Annotated in this window: 25 protein-coding genes and 5 tRNA genes; 7 read left to right on the top strand and 23 right to left on the bottom strand. The window is 71.6% G+C overall.

Annotated elements, in window-relative coordinates:
* Positions 1–4 precede the first annotated feature (4 nt).
* From ACFYXS_RS09225 to ACFYXS_RS09200, 6 genes are all read right to left on the bottom strand, one after another.
* Positions 5–1,093, bottom strand: coding sequence for an ATP synthase F0 subunit B (locus tag ACFYXS_RS09225; RefSeq protein WP_389245525.1), 1,089 nt, complete (start codon positions 1,091–1,093; stop codon positions 5–7).
* Positions 1,094–1,103: 10 nt separating this feature from the next.
* Entirely contained in the window at positions 1,104–1,583 is a 480-nt protein-coding gene (coaD, locus tag ACFYXS_RS09220; protein ID WP_389245840.1) for a pantetheine-phosphate adenylyltransferase, read from the bottom strand.
* A gap of 35 nt (positions 1,584–1,618) precedes the next feature.
* The gene (gene rsmD, locus ACFYXS_RS09215) at positions 1,619–2,200 is read right to left on the bottom strand and encodes a 16S rRNA (guanine(966)-N(2))-methyltransferase RsmD (protein WP_389245523.1); all 582 of its coding nucleotides are present in this window, start codon (positions 2,198–2,200) and stop codon (positions 1,619–1,621) included.
* A 69-nt stretch (positions 2,201–2,269) separates the two neighbouring features.
* Positions 2,270–2,803 carry a hypothetical protein gene (locus tag ACFYXS_RS09210; protein ID WP_389245521.1) on the bottom strand — a complete coding sequence of 178 codons (534 nt, stop codon included), beginning with the start codon at positions 2,801–2,803 and terminating at the stop codon, positions 2,270–2,272.
* Between the two features lie 95 nt (positions 2,804–2,898).
* On the bottom strand, positions 2,899–5,097 hold the full coding sequence (recG, locus tag ACFYXS_RS09205; RefSeq protein ID WP_389245519.1) for an ATP-dependent DNA helicase RecG: 2,199 nt from the start codon (positions 5,095–5,097) through the stop codon (positions 2,899–2,901).
* Between the two features lie 299 nt (positions 5,098–5,396).
* A complete protein-coding gene (locus tag ACFYXS_RS09200; RefSeq protein WP_389245517.1) occupies positions 5,397–7,052 on the bottom strand; it encodes a DAK2 domain-containing protein in 1,656 nt (551 codons plus the stop codon).
* Between the two features lie 272 nt (positions 7,053–7,324).
* On the opposite strand from ACFYXS_RS09200, the gene rpmB reads away from it, so the two are divergent.
* Positions 7,325–7,510, top strand: coding sequence for a 50S ribosomal protein L28 (gene rpmB, locus ACFYXS_RS09195; protein WP_014628431.1), 186 nt, complete (start codon positions 7,325–7,327; stop codon positions 7,508–7,510).
* Positions 7,511–7,593: 83 nt separating this feature from the next.
* On the opposite strand, the gene thiD is transcribed toward rpmB, so the two are convergent.
* Both thiD and ACFYXS_RS09185 read right to left on the bottom strand, forming a co-directional pair.
* Complete coding sequence (gene thiD, locus ACFYXS_RS09190; RefSeq protein ID WP_389245514.1) at positions 7,594–8,385, bottom strand: bifunctional hydroxymethylpyrimidine kinase/phosphomethylpyrimidine kinase; 792 nt, start codon at positions 8,383–8,385, stop codon at positions 7,594–7,596.
* Positions 8,386–8,407: 22 nt separating this feature from the next.
* A complete protein-coding gene (locus ACFYXS_RS09185; RefSeq protein ID WP_389245512.1) occupies positions 8,408–9,367 on the bottom strand; it encodes a thiamine-phosphate kinase in 960 nt (319 codons plus the stop codon).
* A gap of 161 nt (positions 9,368–9,528) precedes the next feature.
* Here ACFYXS_RS09185 and ACFYXS_RS09180 point away from each other — a divergent pair, with 161 nt between their 5' ends.
* Both ACFYXS_RS09180 and ACFYXS_RS09175 read left to right on the top strand, forming a co-directional pair.
* Positions 9,529–9,762, top strand: coding sequence for an Lrp/AsnC ligand binding domain-containing protein (locus ACFYXS_RS09180; protein ID WP_319659755.1), 234 nt, complete (start codon positions 9,529–9,531; stop codon positions 9,760–9,762).
* 52 nt (positions 9,763–9,814) lie between these two features.
* Positions 9,815–10,279, top strand: a complete 465-nt coding sequence (locus ACFYXS_RS09175) for a DUF3515 domain-containing protein (protein WP_389245509.1) — start codon at positions 9,815–9,817, stop codon at positions 10,277–10,279.
* Positions 10,280–10,291: 12 nt separating this feature from the next.
* Here the strand turns inward: ACFYXS_RS09175 and ACFYXS_RS09170 are convergent, their stop codons facing one another.
* Genes ACFYXS_RS09170 through ACFYXS_RS09160 form a run of 3 tightly spaced genes read right to left on the bottom strand, consistent with a single transcriptional unit; the run spans position 10,292 to position 13,179 of the window.
* Positions 10,292–11,428 carry a D-alanine--D-alanine ligase family protein gene (locus ACFYXS_RS09170; RefSeq protein ID WP_389245507.1) on the bottom strand — a complete coding sequence of 379 codons (1,137 nt, stop codon included), beginning with the start codon at positions 11,426–11,428 and terminating at the stop codon, positions 10,292–10,294.
* A 27-nt stretch (positions 11,429–11,455) separates the two neighbouring features.
* On the bottom strand, positions 11,456–12,457 hold the full coding sequence (locus ACFYXS_RS09165) for an NAD(P)H-dependent glycerol-3-phosphate dehydrogenase (protein WP_389245505.1): 1,002 nt from the start codon (positions 12,455–12,457) through the stop codon (positions 11,456–11,458).
* Positions 12,454–13,179: a lysophospholipid acyltransferase family protein gene (locus ACFYXS_RS09160; protein ID WP_389245503.1), complete on the bottom strand. Its 726-nt coding sequence runs from the start codon at positions 13,177–13,179 to the stop codon at positions 12,454–12,456. Before ACFYXS_RS09160 ends, ACFYXS_RS09165 begins: the two co-directional genes overlap by 4 nt.
* Positions 13,180–13,355: 176 nt before the next feature.
* Here ACFYXS_RS09160 and cofC point away from each other — a divergent pair, with 176 nt between their 5' ends.
* Positions 13,356–14,018, top strand: coding sequence for a 2-phospho-L-lactate guanylyltransferase (cofC, locus tag ACFYXS_RS09155; RefSeq protein ID WP_389245501.1), 663 nt, complete (start codon positions 13,356–13,358; stop codon positions 14,016–14,018).
* A gap of 47 nt (positions 14,019–14,065) precedes the next feature.
* Positions 14,066–14,284 (top strand): hypothetical protein, encoded by a 219-nt coding sequence (locus tag ACFYXS_RS09150; protein ID WP_319659761.1) that lies wholly within the window; start codon positions 14,066–14,068, stop codon positions 14,282–14,284.
* Positions 14,285–14,377: 93 nt separating this feature from the next.
* Here ACFYXS_RS09150 and ACFYXS_RS09145 read toward each other — a convergent pair whose 3' ends face one another.
* The 4 genes from ACFYXS_RS09145 to leuC all read right to left on the bottom strand — a co-directional run bounded on the left by ACFYXS_RS09145 (position 14,378) and on the right by leuC (position 17,471).
* Positions 14,378–14,983: an HU family DNA-binding protein gene (locus ACFYXS_RS09145; RefSeq protein ID WP_389245499.1), complete on the bottom strand. Its 606-nt coding sequence runs from the start codon at positions 14,981–14,983 to the stop codon at positions 14,378–14,380.
* Positions 14,984–15,106: 123 nt separating this feature from the next.
* Positions 15,107–15,340, bottom strand: a complete 234-nt coding sequence (locus ACFYXS_RS09140; RefSeq protein ID WP_389245496.1) for a hypothetical protein — start codon at positions 15,338–15,340, stop codon at positions 15,107–15,109.
* A gap of 110 nt (positions 15,341–15,450) precedes the next feature.
* A complete protein-coding gene (leuD, locus tag ACFYXS_RS09135) occupies positions 15,451–16,044 on the bottom strand; it encodes a 3-isopropylmalate dehydratase small subunit (protein WP_389245494.1) in 594 nt (197 codons plus the stop codon).
* Positions 16,045–16,049: 5 nt separating this feature from the next.
* Positions 16,050–17,471: a 3-isopropylmalate dehydratase large subunit gene (leuC, locus tag ACFYXS_RS09130; protein ID WP_389245492.1), complete on the bottom strand. Its 1,422-nt coding sequence runs from the start codon at positions 17,469–17,471 to the stop codon at positions 16,050–16,052.
* 161 nt (positions 17,472–17,632) lie between these two features.
* Here leuC and ndgR point away from each other — a divergent pair, with 161 nt between their 5' ends.
* Complete coding sequence (gene ndgR, locus ACFYXS_RS09125; RefSeq protein ID WP_389245490.1) at positions 17,633–18,349, top strand: IclR family transcriptional regulator NdgR; 717 nt, start codon at positions 17,633–17,635, stop codon at positions 18,347–18,349.
* Between the two features lie 31 nt (positions 18,350–18,380).
* On the opposite strand, the gene ACFYXS_RS09120 is transcribed toward ndgR, so the two are convergent.
* Positions 18,381–18,872, bottom strand: coding sequence for a DUF4188 domain-containing protein (locus ACFYXS_RS09120; RefSeq protein ID WP_389245489.1), 492 nt, complete (start codon positions 18,870–18,872; stop codon positions 18,381–18,383).
* Positions 18,873–19,002: 130 nt separating this feature from the next.
* On the opposite strand from ACFYXS_RS09120, the gene ACFYXS_RS09115 reads away from it, so the two are divergent.
* Positions 19,003–19,647 carry a MerR family transcriptional regulator gene (locus tag ACFYXS_RS09115; RefSeq protein ID WP_389245488.1) on the top strand — a complete coding sequence of 215 codons (645 nt, stop codon included), beginning with the start codon at positions 19,003–19,005 and terminating at the stop codon, positions 19,645–19,647.
* A gap of 101 nt (positions 19,648–19,748) precedes the next feature.
* Here the strand turns inward: ACFYXS_RS09115 and ACFYXS_RS09110 are convergent.
* The 7 genes from ACFYXS_RS09110 to ACFYXS_RS09080 form a co-directional block, all read right to left on the bottom strand.
* Positions 19,749–19,821: transfer RNA gene (locus ACFYXS_RS09110), tRNA-Glu, on the bottom strand.
* 16 nt (positions 19,822–19,837) lie between these two features.
* A tRNA-Gln gene (locus ACFYXS_RS09105) sits at positions 19,838–19,909 on the bottom strand.
* Positions 19,910–19,921: 12 nt separating this feature from the next.
* Positions 19,922–19,994 (bottom strand) — tRNA-Glu (locus ACFYXS_RS09100).
* 27 nt (positions 19,995–20,021) lie between these two features.
* A tRNA-Glu gene (locus ACFYXS_RS09095) sits at positions 20,022–20,094 on the bottom strand.
* A gap of 17 nt (positions 20,095–20,111) precedes the next feature.
* Positions 20,112–20,183, bottom strand: a tRNA-Gln gene (locus ACFYXS_RS09090).
* Positions 20,184–20,269: 86 nt separating this feature from the next.
* A complete protein-coding gene (locus ACFYXS_RS09085) occupies positions 20,270–20,989 on the bottom strand; it encodes an HAD family hydrolase (protein ID WP_389245486.1) in 720 nt (239 codons plus the stop codon).
* Positions 20,990–21,012: 23 nt separating this feature from the next.
* On the bottom strand, positions 21,013–21,942 hold the full coding sequence (locus ACFYXS_RS09080) for a pseudouridine synthase (protein ID WP_389245484.1): 930 nt from the start codon (positions 21,940–21,942) through the stop codon (positions 21,013–21,015).
* Positions 21,943–21,997 lie beyond the last annotated feature (55 nt).

The following is a 21,997-nucleotide window of genomic DNA, read 5'->3' as shown; positions in this document are numbered from 1 at the left end:
GGGCTCAGCCCAAACCGCGCTCCTGCTCCAGCTCCCGCAGGCGGTTCAGGTCGATCATGCTGGTGTCGAAGAAGCTGGTCTCGTCCAGCGCCGCCTGGGGCTGCTGGTGCTGCTGCGGCATGTACTGCTGCTGCTCGTAGCCGCCCTGGGGCTGCTGCGGCTGCTGCCAGCCGTAGTTCGGGTCGTAGTACGCCTGCTGCTGCGGCTGGGCCGCGTAGGGGTCGGCGTACTGGGCCTGCTGCTGGTACGGGTCCGGCTGCTGTTGCTGCTGGTACGGGTCCGGCTGCTGGTAGCCGTAGGCGGGCTGCTGCTGGCCGGTGTTCGCGTCGTACTGGTACTCACCGGGGACCGCGGGGGCGGCCAGGCCCGCCAGGTACTCGGCGTCCGACTGGCCGGGGTCGTGGCCCTCGGAGTCGCCGACGTCGTGGGACGCCAGGTGGGCGCCCAGTTCGTCTATCGGGCGGTGTCCGGTGAGCTTCAGACGGCCGCGGCCTACCGCCTCCAGCGTCTTGCTCAGCACCGCCTCGAAGGCGCCCAGCTTGGCGTCCACGTAGTCGTCGGCGCGGCGGCGCAGCGTCTCGGGGTCGGCGCTGCGCTCCGGCGCGTCGTCCTCGTACGGGTAGCCGTTCTCGTCCAGTTCGGGGCCGTGGCCGTGGCCGAGCAGCTTCTCGCGGCCGCGGTCGACCGAGCCGATGGTCTTGGTGAGGACGACCTCGAAGTTGGCCAGCTTGCTGTCCACGTAGTCGTCCGCCTCGGCCCGGATCTCGGCGGCCTCGCGCTGCGCCTCGGTGACGATGCGCTCGGCCTCCTGCTGGGACCGCCGGGCGATCTCGGTGTCGGAGATCAGCGAACCGCGTTCGGCGTGCGCGGCCTGGAGGATCCGGCCGGCCTCGGCGCGGGCCTCCTCGACCATCTGCTCCCGGCCGCCCAGCAGCTGCTGGGCCTGGGAGAGCGAGTCCGGCAGCGCGGCCCGCACGTCTTCGAGCATGGCGAGCAGCTCGGCACGGTTGACCACGCAGGAGGCCGACATCGGCATGGACCGGGCGGCCTCGACGGCGGCCACGATCTCATCGAGCTTCATCTGGACGTCCACGTCACAGACTCTACTGCTGCGCGAGCTTCTTCTTGAGGGCCTCCAGCACGACGGGGGGCAGCAAGTGGGCGACGTCACCGCCCCATTGCGCCACCTCCTTGACGAGGCTGGAGGACAGGAAGCTGTAGGTGGGGTTGGTGGGGACGAAGAGCGTCTCCACACCGGACAGCCCGTTGTTCATCTGGGCCATCTGCAGCTCGTAGTCGAAGTCGCTGACCGCGCGCAGCCCCTTGACGATGGCGGGGATGTCACGCTGCTTGCAGAAGTCGACGAGGAGGCCGTGGAAGGCCTCGACCCGGACGTTCCCGTAGTCGGCGGCGACCTCCTCGATGAGGGCGATGCGCTCCTCGATCGAGAACAGGCCGTGCTTGGACTTGTTGATCATCACGGCCACGTAGACCTCGTCATAGAGACGTGAGGCACGGGCGATGATGTCGAGGTGTCCATTGGTGACGGGGTCGAAGGACCCCGGACAGACGGCGCGGCGCAACGGTGACTCCTCGCTCTGAGGGTTCTGCGGTGAATTCATGACGCGTCAGTGACGTCGGCGGCGCGACCGTACCAAAGCGTCCCTTCGCCGTAGCGGCGGGCCCTCAGCCCTTCGAAGCCCTCGGGCCAGCGGAATTCCCCGCCTCGGGTGCTTCGTTCCACGGTGGCGACCGCATCGGCGTCGAGCCACCCCTGCGTACGGAGTGTGAGCAGAATCTCTCGCAGCTCGTCGTCGGTGACGGCGTACGGCGGGTCCAGGAAGACCACGTCGTACGGTTCCTGGGGGGCCGGTCCGGCGATCACCTTCTCCGCCTTGCCGGCCCGTACCTCGGCGCCGGGCAGGCCGAGGGTCCGCACATTGTCCCGGATGACGCCGGCGGCCCGCGGGTCGGCCTCGACCAGCAGGACGTGCTCGGCCCCGCGGGACAGCGCCTCCAGGCCGACCGCGCCCGACCCGCCGTAGAGGTCGATCACCCGCGCGCCCGTCAGGGTGCCGCGCAACGACTCCCAGGTGGAGAACAGCCCCTCCTTGGCCCGGTCCGAGGTGGGGCGGGTGCCGTTGCCCGGCGGTACGGCCAGGCGGCGGCCACCGGCGGCTCCGGCGATCACGCGGGTCATCAGCGGCTCATTCGTCTCGTGGGCGGGCGGAGCGGCACCCTGGGGCACCGCTCCCCCACGATACGTAGGTCAGACCCGGCCCTGCTCGCCCCCTGCGTCCGGCGCGGGCGAACCCACCAGTGCCGGCGAGGCGTAGCGCGACCAGGACAGGCAGCCGTCGGGCGGGCAGTACTCGGGGCGGCGCGGGTCGTGGCCGAGTTCACGCAGCTTCGTCCGCAGGGAGTCGGGAGTGCGGCCGAAGCGGGCGGCTATCCGGGCGACGGAATCGCCGTCGTGGAACCGGCGGAGCAGTTCCTCCTCGTGCTGCGGCACCCAGGGCGCGCCGTGCCCCGGGAACAGCTCCCGCAGCACGTCGCGGTCCGGGATGGGCTCGGCCACGTCGGCCACGAGGGCGAGCGCGCGCAGCGCGCGGTTGAGGGCGATGCGCAGGGACGGGACGTCGGCCAGCGGCAGGGCGAGCGTGCCGGAGGCGAGGAGGGTGTCCGGATCGTCCTCGGACCAGCCGGCCAGGGAGAGGGTCACGGTGCTGTCGTCGTCGCTGGAGAGCTCGATCCGGAAGACCTTCTCACCGAGCGGCAGTTCGTTGAGGTGACGGAACGACATGAAATCAGCCCCCAAAGGTCCAACTGCGCCGATTCCCGAGCGGATCGGCGCGGACTGTGTCCATTCTCCCAGGGGGGTCCGACACTGACGGCCCGTCAGCCCTTGTCGAGGTACTGCTCCCGGTCCGCGTCGACGAGGCTCTCCAACGCGCTGCGCAGATCCGGTTGCCCGGTCAGTTCGGGGTCCTCGGCGACCAGCGCGACGGCCTCCTCGCGGGCGGCCTCGATCACGTCCTCGTCGTCGATGACGGTGAGCATCCGCAGCGAGGACCGCGTCCCGGACTGGGCCTGCCCGAGCACATCGCCCTCCCGGCGCTGCTCCAGGTCGATCCGGGACAGCTCGAACCCGTCCAGCGTCCCGGCCACGGCGTCCAGCCGGGCCCGGGCCGGACTCGCCTCCGGCATCTCGCTCACCAGCAGGCACAGCCCCGGCGCCGAACCGCGGCCGACCCGGCCGCGCAACTGGTGCAGCTGCGAGACGCCGAAGCGGTCCGCGTCCATGATCACCATGGCAGTGGCGTTGGGTACGTTGACGCCGACCTCGATGACGGTGGTCGCGACGAGCACGTCCACCTCCCCCGCGGCGAAGCGGCGCATCACGTCGTCCTTGGCGTCGGGATGCATCCTGCCGTGCAGCACCTCCACCCGCAGGCCCGCCAGCGGGCCCTTCACCAACTGCTCGGCGATCTCCAGCACCGCCAGCGGCGGCCGCCGCTCCGCCTCGTCCTCCGCGGACTTCTTCTTGGGATCGGGCTCCTCGTCGCCGATACGCGGGCACACCACGTACCCCTGGTGACCGTTCTCCACCTCCTCGCGCACCCGCTCCCAGGCGCGCGACAGGAAGTGCGGTTTGTCCTTGGCAGGCACCACATGCGTCGCGATCGGCGAACGTCCGGCCGGCAACTGGTCCAGCACGGAGGTCTCCAGGTCGCCGAAGACCGTCATCGCCACCGTGCGCGGGATCGGCGTGGCCGTCATCACCAGCAGATGCGGCGGCTGCTCGGCCTTGCCCCGCAGCGCGTCGCGCTGCTCGACCCCGAAACGGTGCTGCTCGTCCACCACGACCAGGCCCAGGTCGTAGAACTGCACCTTGTCCTCGATCAGGGCGTGCGTGCCCACGACGACGCCGGCCTCGCCCGTCACCAGGTCCAGCAGCGCCTGGCGGCGCGCGGCCGCCCCCATGGAACCGGTCAGCAGCACCACCTTCGTGCCCAGCTCGGAACCGCCCAGCAGACCGGCCTCGGCGAGATCGCCCATCATCTCCGTGATCGACCGGTGGTGCTGCTGGGCCAGTACCTCCGTCGGCGCCAGCATCGCGGCCTGACCGCCCGCGTCCACCACCCCGAGCATCGCGCGCAACGCCACCATCGTCTTGCCCGAGCCGACCTCGCCCTGCAGCAGCCGGTGCATCGGGTGGTCCGTCGCCAGATCCGCGAAGATCTCGGCCGACACGGACTCCTGGCCCTCGGTGAGCGTGAACGGCAGCCGCGCGTCGAACGCCTTCAGCAGCCCGTCCTCCGCCGGCACGCGCGGCACGGCCGGCAAAGCCGACTCCGCGGCCCGGCGCCGCGCGAGGGCCACCTGCAGCACGAACGCCTCGTCCCACTTCAGGCGGTCCTTGGCGACAGCGATGTCGGCCTTCGTCCGCGGCCGGTGGATCTTCTCCAGCGCCTCCGGCAACGCCACCAGCCCGCGCGACCCGCGCAGCGCCTCCGGCAGCGGCTCCCCCGCCCCGGCCCACCGCGTCGCCCCCAGCGAGGTCAGGACCGTGTCCACGGTCTTCGCGATCGTCCACGAGTTGACCTGCTTGCACGCCGGATAGATCGGCATCAGCCGGCCCGCGAACGCGTCCACGGCCTCCTTGCCCTCCTCGGCGTCCAGCAACTGGTACTCCGGGTGCGCCAACTGCAGCGCGCGGTTGAAGACCGACACCTTGCCGGCGAACATGCCACGCCGGCCCGGGATCAGGTCCTGCTCCGGCTTGAACACCCCCCGGCCGAAGAACACCAGCGTCAACGAGCCGCTCCCGTCGGTGACGACCACCTCCAGGCGGGCCTTGCCGGGGCCGTAGGTCTTCTTCGTCGCCTTCGCCACGCGCGCGACGACCGTCACGTGCTCGTCGAGCGGAAGGTCCGACAGGCGCGTCAGCTCACCGCGCTCGGCGTAGCGGCGCGGGTAGTGGTGCAGCAGGTCTCCGACCGTGTGCAGGTCGAGGTGGTCGGCGAACACCTTTGCGGTGCGGCCGCCGACGGATTTTGCGAGCGGTTCGTCAAGGGCAGCAGACATCGCGTCCATCTTTGCGTAAGGCGCGGACATCGCGCCGTCATCCCCCGCGCGTGGGCTGCGCCGGCTGTCCTGGATTGGGCTTCTTCCCCGCCACACCCCCTCCCGGGTCGGTACGGGCGACTGACGGCCGGTGGGGTGTTGTCGGCGATGACGGCTGGGCCTCTGGACGGCGCTGCGCCGACGGGTGGCCCGTGCACGGTGCCGCACTTACCCCCCTCCGGGGATCAGGCGCATGACGAAACGGAGGGGGCGGGGGAGGTGGGGGCACCCCCGGCCGGAGGCTGGGGGAGGGAGGGCCGGCGGGGAAACTACTCGACGCCGATGAGGAGCGGGCACCGCTCCTGCCCCCCCGCGTACACAACCGTGTCCACCGCCAGGTGACTGTCCCGCACATGCGCCTCAAGCCGCCCCGCCAGATCCGCCGGCGCGCCGGCGCCCAGCACGAGGGTGACCATCTCCCCACCCGCCGCCAGCATCCGGTCGAGCACCGTGATCCCGGTCTCCAGGAGGTTGCCGCCGATGATGGCGACGTCGCCGTCGATGAGGCCGAGGACGTCCCCGGCCTGGCAGACGCCCGCCATGGTCCAGGACTGCGTCTCCGCGACGGCGAGTTCGGCGTAGCGCGTGGCCCCGGCCGCGGAGGTCATCGCGACGACGTCCTCGTCGAACCGCCGCGAGGGCTCGTGGACGGCGAGGGCGGCGATGCCCTGGACCGCGGAGCGCGTGGGGATGAGGGCGACCCGGACCCCCTCGGTGCGGGCCTGTTCGGCCGCGGCCCCGGCCGCGTGCCGCAGTTCGACGTCGTTGGGCAGGAGCACGACCTCGCGGGCGTACGCGCGGCGGATGGCCTCCGCGATCTCGCCGCTGGCGGGCGGCTCCCCGGGCCGGACGGCGATGACCACGGCGCCTGCCTCGGCGCACAGCGCGGCGAGGCCGTCGCCGCGGACGACGGCGACGACGGCGCGCAGGGCGGGTTCGCCGCGCTTCCCCCGGCGGCCGCCGTCGTGGGCGCGGGCCTGGTCGCCGAAGTGGGTGACCTTGATGCGGTGGGGCCGTCCGGCCTCGATCCCGGCCTCGATGGCGGCGCCGACGTCGTCGACGTGGACATGGACGTTCCACAGACCGTCGCCACCGACGACCACCAGGGAGTCGCCGAGCCCGTCGAGCCTGCGGCGCAGGCCGCCGACGGCCGTGTCGGGCGCGTCCAGGAGGTAGACCACCTCGAAGCCGGGTCCGCCCGGCACGACGTGCGGGTCGCCCGTGTCGCCGCCGGGGGCGCAGCCGAAGGGAAGGGCGGGGCCCTTGGGGAGGGCGTCGACGAGCGGGCCCATGGGGGCCTGTCCGGAGACCGCGTCGGCGAGGGCGCCCAGGACGGCCACCAGCCCCCGGCCGCCGGCGTCGACCACGCCGGCGTTGCCGAGGACGTCCAACTGCGCCGGGGTCGCGGCGAGCGCGCGGCGCGCGCCCTCGTACGCGGCGCGGGCCACCGCCCAGGCGTCGGCGGCCGCGTCCGCCGTGGCGGCGGCCGCCTCGGCCGCGGCGGTCGCCACGGTGAGCATGGTGCCCTCGACGGGATGGGCGACCGCCTGGTACGCGGATTCCGCGGCGCGGCGCAGCGCGGGCCGCAGGTCCCCGGAGCCGGAGGCCAGCACTTCGGTCATGCCGCGCAGCAGTTGGGCGAGGATCGTGCCGGAGTTGCCGCGGGCCCCGATGAGGGCGCCGTGCGCCATGGAGTGCAGGCACGAGGAGAGGTCGGGCTCGGTGCCGGAGGCGGCGTGCCCGTCGAAGACCGCGTCGACGGCCTGGGCGGCGGATTCGACGGTGAGGTACATGTTGGTGCCGGTGTCCCCGTCGGCGACGGGGTAGACGTTGATCGCGTCGATCTCCTCGCGCGCCCGGCCGAGTGCCTGGAGGGCGAGCCGGCACCATGCGCGCACCGCGGGGGCGTCGAGCGTCGGCGGCACGTGTTCCTCCTGCGGGGGGCGGCCAGGGACCTGGGGAAGAGGCAGGGTTCCGCACGCAGCGTACTGAGGTGCGGGACCCGGCGGGGGACCGGGCCGTCCCGCTGACCATGGTAGTTTCGAGGGACAGGAGCGGACGTAGTATGCTGCTCCGGTTGCCCGGGGCTGTCCCGGGCCGTCCCTCGGTACCACCGGTTTTCCTTCAGATTTTTGAACGGACGTCCGACACCGGTGGGATCTATCCGTTAGTGCATCTGAAGTCTTTGGAGTGACCCGTGGCTGCCAACTGCGACGTCTGCGGCAAGGGGCCGGGCTTCGGCAACAACATTTCGCACTCGCACCGCCGTACCCGCCGTCGTTGGAACCCCAACATCCAGACGGTGCGTGCTGTGGTCGGGCGGACGCCGAAGCGCCTCAACGTCTGCACCTCGTGCATCAAGGCCGGCAAGGTCGCGCGCTGACGCATTCGACGTCGTAGCGCAGCCTTGCGGCTACTCGAAGCCGGTCCACCTCAGGGTGGACCGGCTTTCTGCTGTGTCCGCGTTCAGCCGCGCTGCCGCCAGGCGTGGTCGACCGGCCCGATGCCCGCGCCCAGGGGGAAGCCCGCGGCGATGGCGCCGGTGACGTACTCCTTGGCGGCGCCGACCGCGTCCGGGACCTCGAGACCCCGGGCGAGGTAGGACGCGACGGCGGCGGCCAGGGTGCATCCGGTGCCGTGGGTGTGACGGTTGTCATGGCGGGGGGCGCGCAGCCAGTGCTGCTGGGTGCCGTCGGTCAGCAGGTCCACGGCGTCGCCGTCCAGATGACCGCCCTTGATCAGCGCCCAGCGCGGGCCCAGGGCGAGGATCGCGGCGGCGGCCTCGCGCAGCGCGGCCTCGCCGTCCACCACGACGCCGGTGAGTTGCCGCACCTCGTCCAGGTTCGGGGTGGCGACGGTGGCCAGGGGCAGCAGCCGGGTGCGGACGACGTCGACGGCGTCCGCGGCCAGCAGCGGATCGCCGTGCTTGGAGACGCCGACCGGGTCCACGACCACGGGAACGCCGAGCGGGGCCAGCAGTTCGGCGACGGCCGCGACCAGGGCGGGCGAGGAGAGCATGCCGGTCTTGACGGCCTGCACGCCGATGTCGTCGACGACACTGCGGAACTGGGCGCGTACCGCGTCCACCGGCAGTTCCCAGGCACCCTGCACACCGAGCGAGTTCTGTGCCGTGACGGCCGTGATCACGCTCATGCCGTGCGTCCCGAGGGCCAGCATCGTCTTGAGGTCGGCCTGGATGCCCGCGCCACCGCCGGAGTCGGAGCCGGCGACGGTGAGCACACGTGGTGGGATCGTCATACGGCGAATCTAGTCGCCGCCCTCACTCGTCGCCGAAGTGGTCCCAGCCGCCCGCCGACTCCCACGGCGCGCCGTCCACGGTGACCTGCGGGGAGGTGGTGGCCTTCACCACGCGTCCGATCACCCGCCAGCGGGCGGGCAGCTTGACGTCCGGAGGGAAGGCCGCGACGAGGGCGTGGTCCTCGCCGCCGGTGAGCACCCAGTGCAGCGGGTCGATGCCGACGGCCTGTCCGATGTCGGCCATCTGCGCCGGGACGTCGACGTCGGCGGACGCCAGGTCGATGGTGACGCCGCTGGCCGCGGCGATGTGCCCGAGGTCGGCGACCAGTCCGTCGCTGACGTCGGTCATCGCGGTCGCGCCGAGCTCGGAGGCGGCCGGCCCCGCGTGGTACGGCGGTTCGGGCCTGCGGTGCGCCTCGACGAAGGCGCGCGGGGAGCGGAAGCCGCGGGCGAGCACGGCGAGTCCGGCCGCGGACCAGCCGAGCCAGCCCGTGACGGCCACGATGTCGCCGGGCCGGGCGCCGGACCGGGTGACCGGTTCGCGGTTGCGCAGGTCGCCCAGCGCGGTGATGGAGACCATGATCGTGTCGCCGCGCACGACGTCGCCGCCGACCACGGCGGCGCCCGCCACCTGGCACTCGTCCCGGATGCCGTCCATCAGCTCCAACGGCCAGGTGACCGCCAGGTCCGCCGGGACGACGAGGGCGAGCAGCACGGCGGTCGGCACCGCGCCCATCGCGGCGATGTCCGCGAGGTTCTGCGCGGCGGCCTTGCGGCCGACGTCGTAGGCGGTGGACCAGTCGCGGCGGAAGTGCCGCCCCTCCACGAGCGCGTCGGTGGTGGCCACGACGCGCCGGTCCGGCGCGGTGACGACCGCGGCGTCGTCACCCGGCCCGAGCCGTACGGCGGGGCTGGAGGTGAGCCGCGAGGTCAACTCCCTGATGAGCCCGAACTCCCCCAGCTCGCCCACGGTGCCCTTCATCCCACTGTCCCCTTCACCTGGCCGGTCCTGTTTCTGTTCCGTCATCGCTTCCGTGGCGGCTTTCGGGCGTCCGGTACCGCGCGGGTCTCCCCGCGGCGTGCGGCGACGCGGTACCGTGACGTTCCCTCCCACATGATCCTCGTAGCCGCCCTGGAGGTTCCGTGGTACAGGCGTACATTCTGATCCAGACCGAGGTCGGGAAGGCCTCGGCAGTAGCGGAGGTGATCTCCAAGATTTCCGGGGTCATCCAGGCCGAGGACGTCACCGGGCCGTACGACGTGATCGTGCGCGCCCAGGCGGAGACGGTCGACGACCTCGGTCGTCTCGTGGTGGCGAGAGTGCAGCAGGTGGAAGGCATCACCCGCACACTGACCTGTCCGGTCGTCCACCTCTGACCCCCTGTAGGCTCGGCGGGTGATGATTCGCCGTCGAGTCGCGCTTGTCTCCGTGTCCGCCGTCGCGTGCTTTTCCGCGGCGGCGGTCTACGTGTCGGCCGACGGGGGGCCGGCGAGCGGGATCGCCGTCCCGTCACCCTCCGCCGAGGCAGCCACGCTGTGCGGCCGCCTCCACGCCGCGTTGCCGGACCGGGTGGACGGGCTGTCCGCGCGGTCCTTGTCGCCCGTCTCCGCCCTCACCGCCGGTTGGGGGGATCCTACGGTGGTACTGCGCTGCGGTGTGCCCCGGCCCGCGACACTCACGCCGGGCAGCGCGACGTACAACCCGACCGCGGACGCCGTGGACGTCAACGGCGTCAGCTGGCTCATGGAGCAGACCGGCGACGGGTACCGCTTCACGACCACCGGGCGCGCGGCGTTCGTCGAGGTGAGCGTGCCGGCGAAGTACGCACCCGAGGTCAACCCGCTGGCCGACCTCGGGAACGCCGTCGAGAAGGCCATCCCCTCCGAGCTCTGAGGCCCGGGGAATTCAGCGCAGTCCGGTGGGACGGCGCAGGGCGGCCTGGATGAGCCGGTCCACGAGCTCCGGGTAGTCGACCCCGCTCTCCCGCCACATGCGCGGGTACATGGAGATCGGCGTGAAGCCCGGCATGGTGTTGATCTCGTTGATCACGAACTCGCCGCTGTCCAGCAGGAAGAAGTCCGCGCGGACCAGGCCCTCGCACGACGCCGCCTCGAACGCGGCCACGGCGAGCCGCTGGACCTCGGCGGTCTGCTCGGCGGTGAGCGGCGCGGGCACCAGACCCTCGGCGGAGTCGATGTACTTCGCCTCGAAGTCGTAGAAGTCGTGCGCGGTGACCGGCGGGATCTCGGCCGGGACCGAGGCGCGCGGGCCGTCCTCGAACTCCAGGACTCCGCATTCGATCTCGCGGCCCCGCAGCAGCGACTCCACGAGCACCTTGGGGTCGTGGCGGCGGGCCTCCTCGATCGCCTCGTCCAGGCCCGCGAGGTCGTCGACCTTGCTGATGCCCATGGAGGAGCCGGCGCGGGCCGGCTTCACGAAGACCGGCCACCCGTGGTCGGCGGCGAACTCCACGACCTTGCGGCGGGCGGCCGCGGGGTCGTTCTCCCACTCGCGCGGCCGGATCACGACGTACGGACCGACCGGCAGGCCGAAGGAGGTGAAGACGCGCTTCATGTACTCCTTGTCCATGCCGACGGCCGAGGCCAGCACACCCGAGCCGACGTAGGGCACACCCGACAGTTCCAGCAGCCCCTGGAGGGTGCCGTCCTCGCCGTACGGGCCGTGCAGCACGGGGAAGACGACGTCGACGTCGCCGAGCGCCTTGGGCACCGAGCCGGGTTCGCTGTAGACGACCTCGCGGCTGGCCGGGTCGACCGGCAGGACCACCGAGCCCTCCTCGGACTCGGCGAGCTGCGCGACGCTCGGCAGCGTGCGGTCGGAGATCGCCATCCGGGACGGGTCGTCGGCGGTCAGCGCCCAACGTCCGTCGCTGGTGATGCCGATCGGCAGCACGTCGTACTTGTCGCGGTCGACGGCGCTCAGCACGGCGCCCGCGGTGAGGACCGAGATGGCGTGCTCGGAGCTGCGTCCACCGAAGACGACCGCGACGCGCGGCTTGCGTGAAGAAGGCTGAATGCTCATGTCGCGTTGACCTTACCGTTCCGGACGTCAGCGTTCCGACTTGGCGGAACGCGACATCAGCTCCTTGACCGCGACGACCGGCTGCTTGCCGTTGTGGACGATGTCGACCACGGTCTCGGTGATGGGCATGTCGACACCGTGCCGGCGTGCCAGGTCGAGCACCGACTCGCAGGACTTGACGCCCTCGGCGGTCTGCCGGGTGACCGCGATGGTCTCCTCCAGCGTCATGCCCCTGCCGAGGTTGAAGCCGAAGGTGTGGTTGCGCGACAGCGGGGAGGAGCAGGTGGCGACCAGGTCGCCGAGGCCCGCCAGGCCCGAGAAGGTCAGCGGGTCGGCGCCGAGCGCGATGCCGAGCCGGGTGGTCTCGGCCAGACCGCGGGTGATCAGCGAACCCTTGGTGTTGTCACCCAGCCCCATTCCGTCGGCGATGCCGACCGCGAGGCCGATGACGTTCTTCACGGCGCCGCCCAGTTCGCAGCCGACCACGTCGGTGTTGGTGTACGGGCGGAAGTACGTGGTGTGGCTGGCGGCCTGCAGCCGCTTGGCGACCGCCTCGTCGCGGCAGGCGACGACCGAGGCGGCGGGCTGCCGGGCGGCGATCTCCTTGGCCAGGTTGGGGCCGGACAGCACGGCGACGCGTTCCGGGCCGGCCTCGGCGACCTCGGCGATGACCTCGCTCATCCGCTTGGCGGTGCCGAGTTCGACGCCTTTCATCAGGCTGACCAGCACCGAGTCGGACGGCAGCAGCGACTGCCACGCCGCCAGGTTGCCGCGCAGCGTCTGCGACGGTACGGCGAGGACGACGAACTCGGCGTCCTGGGAGGCCTCCGCGGGATCGGTGGTCGCCGTGATCGACGCGGGCAGCTCGACCCCGGGCAGGTAGCCCGGGTTGGCGTGCGTGCTGTTGACGGCCTTGACCACCTCGGGGCTGCGCCCCCACATGGTCACCCGGGCACCGGCGTCGGCGAGCACCATCGCGAAGGCGGTGCCCCAGGACCCGGTGCCGTAGACCGCGCAGCGCGTCGTCACTTGCTGGTTCCCCTCTGCTTGCGCGGGTCGAAGCGCTCGGACGGCGGGGTCGCGCCGCGCAGTTCTCCGAGCAGGTCGCTGATCGAGGCCATGATGACGTCCGTGGCCTCCTTGAGCACGTCGGCGGTCAGCTCCTGCCCGTAGTACGCGGACAGGTCCACCGGCGGACCGGCCAGCACCTTGAGCGTCTTGCGCGGGAACAGGCGGACCTTGTTCTCCTTGGCGTACGGGGGGACGGCCTCGTTGGCGCCCCACTGCGCGACCGGGATGACGGGGGCCTTGGTCATCAGCGCGACGCGGGCGACGCCGGTCTTGCCGACCATCGGCCACATCTCGGGGTCGCGGGTCAGCGTGCCCTCGGGGTAGAAGGCGACGCACTCGCCGGAGTTGATGGCATCCACGGCGGACCGGAAGGCGTTGGCGGCGTCGGTGCTCTCCCGGTACACGGGGATCTGGCCGGTGCCGCGCAGCATCGCCCCGAGGAACCGGGGCTTGAACAGCGGCGCCTTGGCCAGGAAGCGCGGGACGCGCCCGCTGTTGTACTGGAAATGCGCGTACGACAGCGGGTCGAGGTACGAGTTGTGGTTGACCGCCGTGATGAATCCGCCGACGGCCGGAATGTGCTCCATTCCCTGCCAGTCCCGCTTGAAGAGGACGACGAGCGGCGGTTTCGCGATGACTGCTGCGAGCCGGTACCAGAAGCCGATTCTGCGGCGGGACACCAGAACTCCTCCTCGTTCCGCCGCCGACCCGGGATCACCGGATCGCGGCCGTGCTGTGGGACGGCGCACCGTCGTACGGCCGGTGCAGCCGCACAAGTGTCGCCTGTAAGCCACCGTAACGCCAGGGTGGAGCAGCGGTGGCGGTGGCCTCGGGAAACCCCGAGCACAATAGTTCGGTGTCGGTAGCAGTGAACTCGTCGAAATGGTCACTCGTCGTTCCGCTGAAGCCCCTGGCCGAGGCCAAGAGCCGGCTCGCGACGGCCGCCGGGCCCGTGCGGCCCGGGCTGGCACTGGCATTCGCCCAGGACACCGTGGCGGCGGTGCTGGCCTGCCCCGCGGTCCTGGACGTGACGGTCGTCACGGACGATCCCCTCGCCGGGACCGCGCTGACGGCGCTCGGGGCCCGGGTGGTGGCGGACTCCCCCGCGGCGGGACTCAACGCCGCGCTGGCGTACGGCGCGGAACAGGTCCGCCGGCTGCGCCCGGAAGCCGCCGTGGCGGCCCTCAACGCCGATCTCCCGGCCTTGCGGCCCCCGGAGCTGGCGTTGGTGCTCGACGCGGCCGCTCGGCGCCCTGGACGGGCATTTCTGGCCGACGCGGCCGGAATCGGCACCACGCTGCTCGCGGCCACGGCCGGGACGCCGCTCGATCCGGCCTTCGGCGGCGCCTCCCGGGCCCGTCACCGGGCGTCCGGCGCGCGCGAGATCACGCTGCCGGGGGTGGACTCCGTGCGCCAGGACGTGGATACGGGCGAGGACCTGAGGGCGGCCCTGGTCCTGGGCGTCGGGCCGCGCACCCGTGAACTTCTGCGGGCCCAACCCGTGGCCGCACTGGGCTGAACCGGCGCGGGCCGGCTGCCGGCGGGCCGCCGGATAGGCTGCGTCCCATGCAGGCGACCGCGTACACCTACGACCCCGAGACCCGCGCCGGCAGCGTGCTGCTGGACGACGGGACGCCGCTGCCCTTCGACGCGGCGGCGTTCGACGCCGGGGGGTTGCGGCTGCTGCGGCCCGGTCAGCGGGTGCGCATCCGCACGGAAGGCAGCGGCGAGGCGCGCCGGGTGGTCTTCGTGACGCTGCAGACCTTCGCCGACCCCGGGGCCTGAGGCACCGGGCGACGGGCAGACACCGGAACAACGCAGCGGGCCGGGCGCCCCCGAGGGGGTGCCCGGCCCGTCGCTGTGTCGGGTCGGTGACGGCTACCGCTTCGCGGTGCGCTTGGTGGCCGTCTTGCGGGCCGCCGACTTGGCGGGGGCCTTCTTCGCCGGCGCCGTCTTCTTGGCGGTGGCCTTCTTGGCGGTGGTCTTCTTGGCCGCCGTCTTCTTGGCCGTCGTCTTGGCGGCCGTGGTCTTCTTCGCGGTGGTCTTGGCCGCCGTGGTCTTCTTGGCGACCGCCTTGGTGGTGGCCGCCTTCTTGGCCGTGGTCTTCTTGGCGGCGGCCTTCTTCGTGGTGGCCTTGGCGGTGACGCCGCCGGTCAGGCTGCCCTTGGGCGCCTTCTTGACGGAGACCTCGCCGGCCTTGGGGAGCTTCTTCGTCCCGCTCACCAGGTCCTTGAAGCCCTGGCCGGCGCGGAAGCGCGGCACGGAGGTCTTCTTGACCCGGACCCGCTCCCCGGTCTGCGGGTTGCGGGCGTAGCGGGCGGGACGCTCCACCCTCTCGAACGAACCGAAGCCGGTCACCGATACCCGGTCGCCGTTGACGGTCGCGCGGACGATGGCGTCCAGGACCGCGTCGACCGCCTCAGCGGCCTGCTGACGGCCGCCGAGCTTGTCGGCAATCGCTTCAACGAGCTGCGCCTTGTTCACGTCTTCCCCTTCGGAAACTTGCCCGGCGATGAGTTCGGGCCTTTTTCGCACGCTAGGCGGATATATACCGCAAATCAAATACGAAACGGGCGAATCACCCTTGTGCCGCAACGAACTCCGGGCTCAGGAAGGCTCTCGATCGGGGAATCGGCCTTCGTCGAGGTCCTTCATCAGATCCTCCAGACGCCTTGCCGCACCTGCGAGATCGTGCTTCGAGGCGGCGGTGATGACGAGGAGTTTCCGGGCCAACTGCACCCGGACTTCCTCCGGCACTTGCAGACCCGCCACACGGGTGTGGGCCTGCTTCAACCTGGCAGCGAGGAACGCGTACAGCTCGAGTTGGCCATCGTGTTCCATGTGCCGATTGTGTCATCTGCGGTGAGTTGTCACGAGGTGTGGAGCCGAACACGCCGCAGCGCCCCCCGCCCGGTGCGGGCGGGGGGCGCTGCGGGAAGGGCGGAAAGGGCTCAGACCTGCAGGGTTCGCGGCTTGAAGGACGGGCGCCCGGCCTCGTAGGCGGCGATGTCGGCCTCGTTCTGGAGGGTGAGGCTGATGTCGTCCAGGCCGTTCAGCAGCCGCCAGCGGGCGTTGTCGTCCAACTCGAAAGGCGCGGTGATTCCCTCGGCACGGACCTCGCGGGCCTCGAGGTCCACGGTGATCTCGGCGGTCGGGTCGGCCTCGGTGAGCTCCCACAGCCGCTCGACGGTCTCCTGCGGCAGGATCACGGTGAGCAGGCCGTTCTTCAGCGAGTTGCCGCGGAAGATGTCGGCGAAGCGGGAGGAGATCACGGCCTTGAAGCCGTAGTTCTGCAGCGCCCACACGGCGTGCTCACGGGAGGAGCCGGTGCCGAAGTCGGAACCGGCGACCAGGACGCTGGCGCCCCGGCGCTCGGGCCGGTTGAGGACGAACTCGGGGTCCTTGCGCCAGGCCTCGAACAGGCCGTCCTCGAAGCCGTTGCGGGTGACCTTCTTCAGCCAGTGGGCCGGGATGATCTGGTCGGTGTCGGTGTTGCTGCGGCGCAGCGGGACCGCCCGGCCGGTGTGCGTGGTGAAAGCTTCCATGGTTCTCAGGCCTCCAGGACGGCGACGCCGGGCAGGTCGGCGGGGGACGAGAGGTGGCCGTTGACCGCGGTGGCCGCGGCGACCTGGGGGGACACCAGGTGGGTGCGGCCGCCCTTGCCCTGCCGTCCCTCGAAGTTGCGGTTGGAGGTGGACGCGGAGCGCTCACCGGGCGCGAGTTGGTCGGGATTCATACCCAGGCACATCGAGCAACCCGCGTGCCGCCATTCGGCGCCGGCCTCCTTGAAGACCGTGTCCAGGCCCTCCTCGACGGCCTGCAGCGCGACCCGGACCGAGCCGGGGACGACCAGCATCCGCACACCGTCGGCCACCTTGCGGCCCTTGACGACCGACGCCGCCGAGCGCAGGTCCTCGATGCGGCCGTTGGTGCAGGAGCCGACGAAGACGGTGTCGACCTCGACCTGGCGCAGCGGCGTACCGGCCTCCAGGCCCATGTACTCCAGCGCCTTCTCGGCCGCCAGGCGGTCGCTGGGGTCGGTGAAGGACGCCGGGTCCGGCACGGAGGCGCTCAGCGGGGCGCCCTGGCCGGGGTTGGTGCCCCAGGTGACGAACGGGGACAGTGAGGCGGCGTCGATGACGACCTCGTGGTCGAAGACGGCGTCCTCGTCGGTCCGCAGCGTCTCCCAGTAGGCGACCGCGGCGTCCCAGTCCTCGCCCTGCGGCGCGTGCGCGCGGCCCTGCAGGTAGTCGAAGGTGGTCCGGTCCGGGGCGATCATGCCGGCCCGGGCACCCGCCTCGATCGACATGTTGCAGATGGTCATCCGGGCTTCCATCGAGAGCTTCTCGATGGCCGAGCCGCGGTACTCGATGACGTAGCCCTGGCCGCCGCCCGTACCGATCTTGGTGATGATCGCCAGGATCAGGTCCTTGGCCGTGACGCCCTCGGGCAGTTCGCCGTCGACGGTGATCGCCATGGTCCTGAACGGGGCCAGCGGCAGCGTCTGGGTGGCCAGCACGTGCTCGACCTGGCTGGTGCCGATGCCGAACGCCAGCGCGCCGAAAGCGCCGTGGGTGGAGGTGTGGCTGTCGCCGCAGACCACGGTCATGCCCGGCTGCGTCAGGCCCAGCTGCGGGCCGACCACGTGCACCACGCCCTGCTCGACGTCGCCCAGCGGATGCAGCCGCACCCCGAACTCCGCGCAGTTCTTGCGCAGCGTCTCCAGCTGCGTGCGCGAGACCGGGTCGGCGATCGGCTTGTCGATGTCGAGGGTCGGGGTGTTGTGGTCCTCGGTGGCGATGGTGAGGTCCAGCCGCCGCACCGGGCGGCCGTTCATCCGCAGCCCGTCGAATGCCTGCGGGCTGGTGACCTCGTGGAGCAGATGCAGGTCGATGAAGAGGAGGTCGGGCTCGCCTTCGGCGCGCCGCACGACGTGATCCTCCCAGACCTTTTCCGCGAGTGTCCTGGCCATCGCATTCCCTCCGACCGGCCGCGCTGCCGGCCTGTTCGTCGTTGCCGTGCGCCTCCGTCCCCGGGTGAGGGATGGGGGGCTCCGGCCCTGTCCATCCAGCGTGCCGCGTTCACGGGAAAATTGAACTTGCGTTTCACAGAGTGAGACGGGAGTATCGTTGCATGGACAACAGTAGTGGCGTCGGCGTTCTCGACAAGGCGGCTCTGGTGCTCAGCGCACTGGAGTCCGGCCCGGCCACCCTGGCCGGACTCGTGGGCGCCACGGGTCTCGCCCGCCCCACCGCACACCGTCTCGCCGTCGCACTGGAGCACCACCGCATGGTCGCCCGCGACATGCAGGGACGCTTCATCCTGGGCCCCCGCCTCTCCGAACTCGCCGCCGCTGCGGGCGAGGACCGCCTGCTGGCCACCGCCGGCCCGGTGCTCACGCACCTGCGGGACGTGACCGGCGAGAGCGCGCAGCTCTACCGGCGCCAGGGCGACATGCGCATCTGCGTCGCCGCCGCCGAGCGGCTGTCCGGACTGCGGGACACCGTGCCCGTCGGCTCGACGCTGCCGATGAAGGCGGGCTCCGCCGCCCAGATCCTGATGGCCTGGGAAGAGCCGGAGCGGCTGCACCGCGGGCTGCAGGGAGCCCGATTCACCGCCACCGCGCTGTCCGGCGTCCGGCGCAGGGGCTGGGCGCAGTCGATCGGCGAGCGGGAACCGGGTGTGGCCTCCGTCTCCGCGCCGGTACGCGGTCCGTCGAACCGCGTCGTGGCGGCCGTCTCCGTCTCCGGCCCCATCGAGCGGCTGACCCGGCACCCCGGCCGCATGCACGCACAGGCCGTCGTGGACGCCGCGGGCCGGCTGTCCGAGGCGCTGCGCCGCACCAGCTGAAGCGCGGCGGTCGCGGCGCCCGGACCGGCCGTCATCCCTGGGCGGCCCGCAGCCGCTCGGCCGCCGACTCGCCACGGCGGCCCACCGGGACGACGCCGGTCGCGGCGCCGAGCCCGAAGGCGGGCATGTCGACGTACACCGACTCGTAGGAACCCGCCGGCACGGCGTACGTCTCGTGCCATATGCCCACGCGCCCCTTGCCGGCCCGCGCGCGGCGGTTGAACTCCGCCCACGCGGGCCGGTGCTGCTTGTCCTGCTGCGAGGCATAGGCGATGAGCTGCTCCTTGGTCGACCAGTACTGCACGACGCAGAACAGCCGTGGTGAGCCCAGCAACAGGCGGTAGCCGAGGAATCCGCTGCTCTTGTCCTGCGAGAGTTCGCGCAGCATGCGCGGCATCGCCATGAAGGCCGGCAGCCAGTCGCGCAGCGCCCGCAGACGGTTGATCCGCATCCCGATGTGGAAGACGACGATCTCGCCCTCGGCGGCTGCGGTGTTGCGGCCCGGAATCAGTTGTACGGACATGACGCTCCCCCATCACCCGTGACGGACCCCGGCACGTGCCGGCCGGGCCCCTGCTCGACATGGACAGCATTGGATAGTGCCGCTATCCATGCTTAGATAGTGCCACTATCCAGTGGAGGGCGCAAGAGGAATGCGACTGGCGGAGCTGAGCGAGCGCAGCGGTGTGCCGACGGCAACGATCAAGTACTACCTGCGCGAGAACCTGCTGCCACCCGGCCGTCGGGTCACGGCCACCCAGGCCGAGTACGGCGAGGAGCATCTGCGCCGGCTCTGCTTCGTGCGGGCCCTGATCCAGGTCGGCAAGGTGCCCGTGGCCACCGCCCGCGAGGTTCTCGCCGCGGTGGAGGACGAGTCGCTCAACCAGCACATGCGGCTGGGCGCCGCCACGTTCGCGCTGCCGCACGGCCCGGAGCCCGACGAGGACGACCCGGCGACCGCCACCGCCCGTCGCGAAGTGGACCTGCTGATGTCCGGGCTCGGCTGGACGTACGGAAGCGAGGAACACGGCCCATCCCCCGCCTACCGGACGCTCGTCGCCGCGGTCGCCACCCTCACCCGCCTCGGATACCCCAGCGGGGCAGGCCACTTGGAGCCCTACGCCCGTCTCGCCGCCCAACAGGCCGTCCACGACCTGGATCTGGTCGAGCTCTACGACACCCCGCTCGAACAGGCCGCCGCCGCCGTGACGCTGACCGTGCTCTACGAGCCCGTGCTGCTGAGCCTGCGCCGGCTCGCCGAGGCCGAGGAGTCCTTGCGGCGCTTCGGAGTTGAGTGACGCGACAGGGCGCGAAGCGCCCCGGCTGCGGGACGACGGGGAGGAACGGCAAGGAGAGACGAAAGAGGCCCCCCGCCGAAGCGGGGGGCCTCTTCCCGATGTACCCCCGACCGGATTCGAACCGGCGCTACCGCCTTGAGAGGGCGGCGTGCTAGGCCGCTACACAACGGGGGCAAGTCAGAGAACTACGCTGGGGTACCAGGACTCGAACCTAGACTAAATGAACCAGAATCACTCGTGCTGCCAATTACACCATACCCCATGGTGTGTCAAGTACCCCCGACCGGATTCGAACCGGCGCTACCGCCTTGAGAGGGCGGCGTGCTAGGCCGCTACACAACGGGGGCCCTAGCGATCCCTGCGAGAGAGATCAGTACCCCCGACCGGATTCGAACCGGCGCTACTGCCTTGAGAGGGCAGCGTGCTAGGCCGCTACACAACGGGGGCGCTGCAGAAGTAATGCGCTGGGGTACCAGGACTCGAACCTAGACTAACTGAACCAGAATCAGTCGTGCTGCCAATTACACCATACCCCACCAAAAAACAACCCCCCGCAGGGGGGTGTTGTCCGGCGTGCGCTCCGGACCGGCTTTTCGGCCCGCCCGGCGGCGCAGGAAGAACATTACCTGATCGAAGACGGGGCTCCAAAACGGGTATCCGCCGCCAGGAGGGCCGGCAGCTGGTCCAGCCCGGTGATCCGCCGCAGGTCGGAGGCGGTGACAGTACCCGTTCGGTCCAGCCACACACCGTGAAGACCTGCGGCGTTCGCCCCGCGCGCGTCGGTGTCCGCCTTGTCCCCCACGTAGGCCACCTCGGAGGGTGGCAGACCCAGGGCCTGGCATGCGGCCCAGAAGGCCTGCGGCGCCGGCTTGGCGTACCCGAGTTCCTGCGAGCACAGCAGGAACTCGAAGCGGTCCCGCAGGCCCAGCCGGGCGAGCTTGCGTTCCTGGTGGGCGGTGGCGGAGTTGGAGAGCAGCCCGTGCCGGTAGCCGGGCGTGAGCGCGTCGAGGGCGGGGACGACGTCGGGGAAGGCGGTCCAGGCGGCCTCGTAGTGGACGTAGTAGGCCGCGAACCACGCGTCGGCCGCCTCGTCCGTGACGTCCGGGCCGACGAAGGCGCGGACCCGCTCCCTGCGCTGCTCCGCCAGTGTGATCTCACCCGCGAGGAAGCGTTCGTAGTGCAGCTCCATCACCTCGCGCCAACGGGCGGCGGCCCGGTCCTCGTCGTCGAAGGCGGAGAGCAGTCCCTCGTTCCTCAGATGGACGAGCACGCCGGCGTGCTCGGCCGCCGAGAAGTCGAAGATCGTGTCGTCGATGTCCCACAGCACGGCGCGGATCGGCATGCCCGGACTCTATCCGCGCGGGTCTAGACGGGTTCCGGGGGGAGGCGCAGCGTCCGGCGGCTGACGAAGCGGCGGTGCTCGCCGGTCACCGGGTCGTCGAACTCCAGCAGGCGGGCGAGCAGCTGGAGCGGGCGGCCGAAGTCGCCGGGGGCGGCCTCGGGCAGGACGTCGGGGTAGACGGGGTCGCCGAGGATGGGCAGGCCGAGGCTGTTCATGTGGACGCGCAACTGATGGGTGCGGCCGGTCTCCGGGTGCAGCCGGTAGCGGGCCAGCGAGCCGTGGCGGGACAGGAGTTCCACCCGGCTTCGGGCGTTGGGCGGGCCGGGGACCTCCCGCGCGGCGATGACCCCGCGCTCCTTCTCCATCCGGCTCTCCACTGTGCGCGGCAGCTCCAGCGCGGGGTCGTACCCGGCCAGGGCCTCGTACTCCTTGCGCACCCGGCGGTCGCGGAACACGGTCTGGTAGGCGCCGCGCAGTTCGGGGCGGATCACGAACATCACCACTCCGGCGGTCAGCCGGTCGAGGCGGTGGGCCGGGCTGAGCGCGGGCAGGCCGAGGTCGTGGCGCAGGCGGGTGAGGGCGGTCTCGGTGACGTGGCTGCCGCGCGGGGTGGTGGCGAGGAAGTGCGGCTTGTCCACGACCAGCAGCGCGTCGTCCCGGTACAGCACCTCGACGGCGAACGGGACGGGTACCTCGGGCGCGAAGTCCCGGTGGAACCAGAGGAAGGTGCCCGGCCGGTAGGGCGCGTCGGGGGGCAGCGGCCCGTCGGCGGCGTGGATCTCCCCGGCAGCCAGCATCGCCTCGACGTCCGCGGCCGGTACGGCCGTCAGCCGCTCCACCAGGTGGTCGCGCACCGACGTCCACGGCCCGGCCTCCGGCAGGCGCAGGCGCACCGCGTCGACCCCGTGGCGCTGGGGCAGCGGGGAGGGCGGGGGCTTGGACCTGCGTCGCATCGGTGCTCCGGGAAGCGCGCCGCCCCGGGTCCGCGGGGAACCCGGGGCGGTCGCG

The sequence above is a fragment of the Streptomyces sp. NPDC002574 genome (genome assembly GCF_042889545.1).
In the GTDB taxonomy this organism is placed as follows: Bacteria; Actinomycetota; Actinomycetes; order Streptomycetales; family Streptomycetaceae; genus Actinacidiphila.
This window is presented reverse-complemented; position numbering and strand designations above follow the sequence as displayed.

Coding starts and splice junctions, on each gene's coding strand:
- ACFYXS_RS09080 (WP_389245484.1), bottom strand. CDS start 21,942: ATGCGACGCAGGTCCAAGCCCCCGCCCTCCCCGCTGCCCCAGCGCCAC.
- ACFYXS_RS09115 (WP_389245488.1), top strand. CDS start 19,003: ATGCGACTGGCGGAGCTGAGCGAGCGCAGCGGTGTGCCGACGGCAACG.
- ACFYXS_RS09085 (WP_389245486.1), bottom strand. CDS start 20,989: ATGCCGATCCGCGCCGTGCTGTGGGACATCGACGACACGATCTTCGAC.
- ACFYXS_RS09185 (WP_389245512.1), bottom strand. CDS start 9,367: ATGAAGGGCACCGTGGGCGAGCTGGGGGAGTTCGGGCTCATCAGGGAG.
- ndgR (WP_389245490.1), top strand. CDS start 17,633: ATGGACAACAGTAGTGGCGTCGGCGTTCTCGACAAGGCGGCTCTGGTG.
- ACFYXS_RS09120 (WP_389245489.1), bottom strand. CDS start 18,872: ATGTCCGTACAACTGATTCCGGGCCGCAACACCGCAGCCGCCGAGGGC.
- ACFYXS_RS09150 (WP_319659761.1), top strand. CDS start 14,066: ATGCAGGCGACCGCGTACACCTACGACCCCGAGACCCGCGCCGGCAGC.
- rsmD (WP_389245523.1), bottom strand. CDS start 2,200: ATGACCCGCGTGATCGCCGGAGCCGCCGGTGGCCGCCGCCTGGCCGTA.
- ACFYXS_RS09210 (WP_389245521.1), bottom strand. CDS start 2,803: ATGTCGTTCCGTCACCTCAACGAACTGCCGCTCGGTGAGAAGGTCTTC.
- ACFYXS_RS09140 (WP_389245496.1), bottom strand. CDS start 15,340: ATGGAACACGATGGCCAACTCGAGCTGTACGCGTTCCTCGCTGCCAGG.
- leuC (WP_389245492.1), bottom strand. CDS start 17,471: ATGGCCAGGACACTCGCGGAAAAGGTCTGGGAGGATCACGTCGTGCGG.
- ACFYXS_RS09170 (WP_389245507.1), bottom strand. CDS start 11,428: ATGAGCATTCAGCCTTCTTCACGCAAGCCGCGCGTCGCGGTCGTCTTC.
- recG (WP_389245519.1), bottom strand. CDS start 5,097: ATGGACGCGATGTCTGCTGCCCTTGACGAACCGCTCGCAAAATCCGTC.
- thiD (WP_389245514.1), bottom strand. CDS start 8,385: ATGACGATCCCACCACGTGTGCTCACCGTCGCCGGCTCCGACTCCGGC.
- leuD (WP_389245494.1), bottom strand. CDS start 16,044: ATGGAAGCTTTCACCACGCACACCGGCCGGGCGGTCCCGCTGCGCCGC.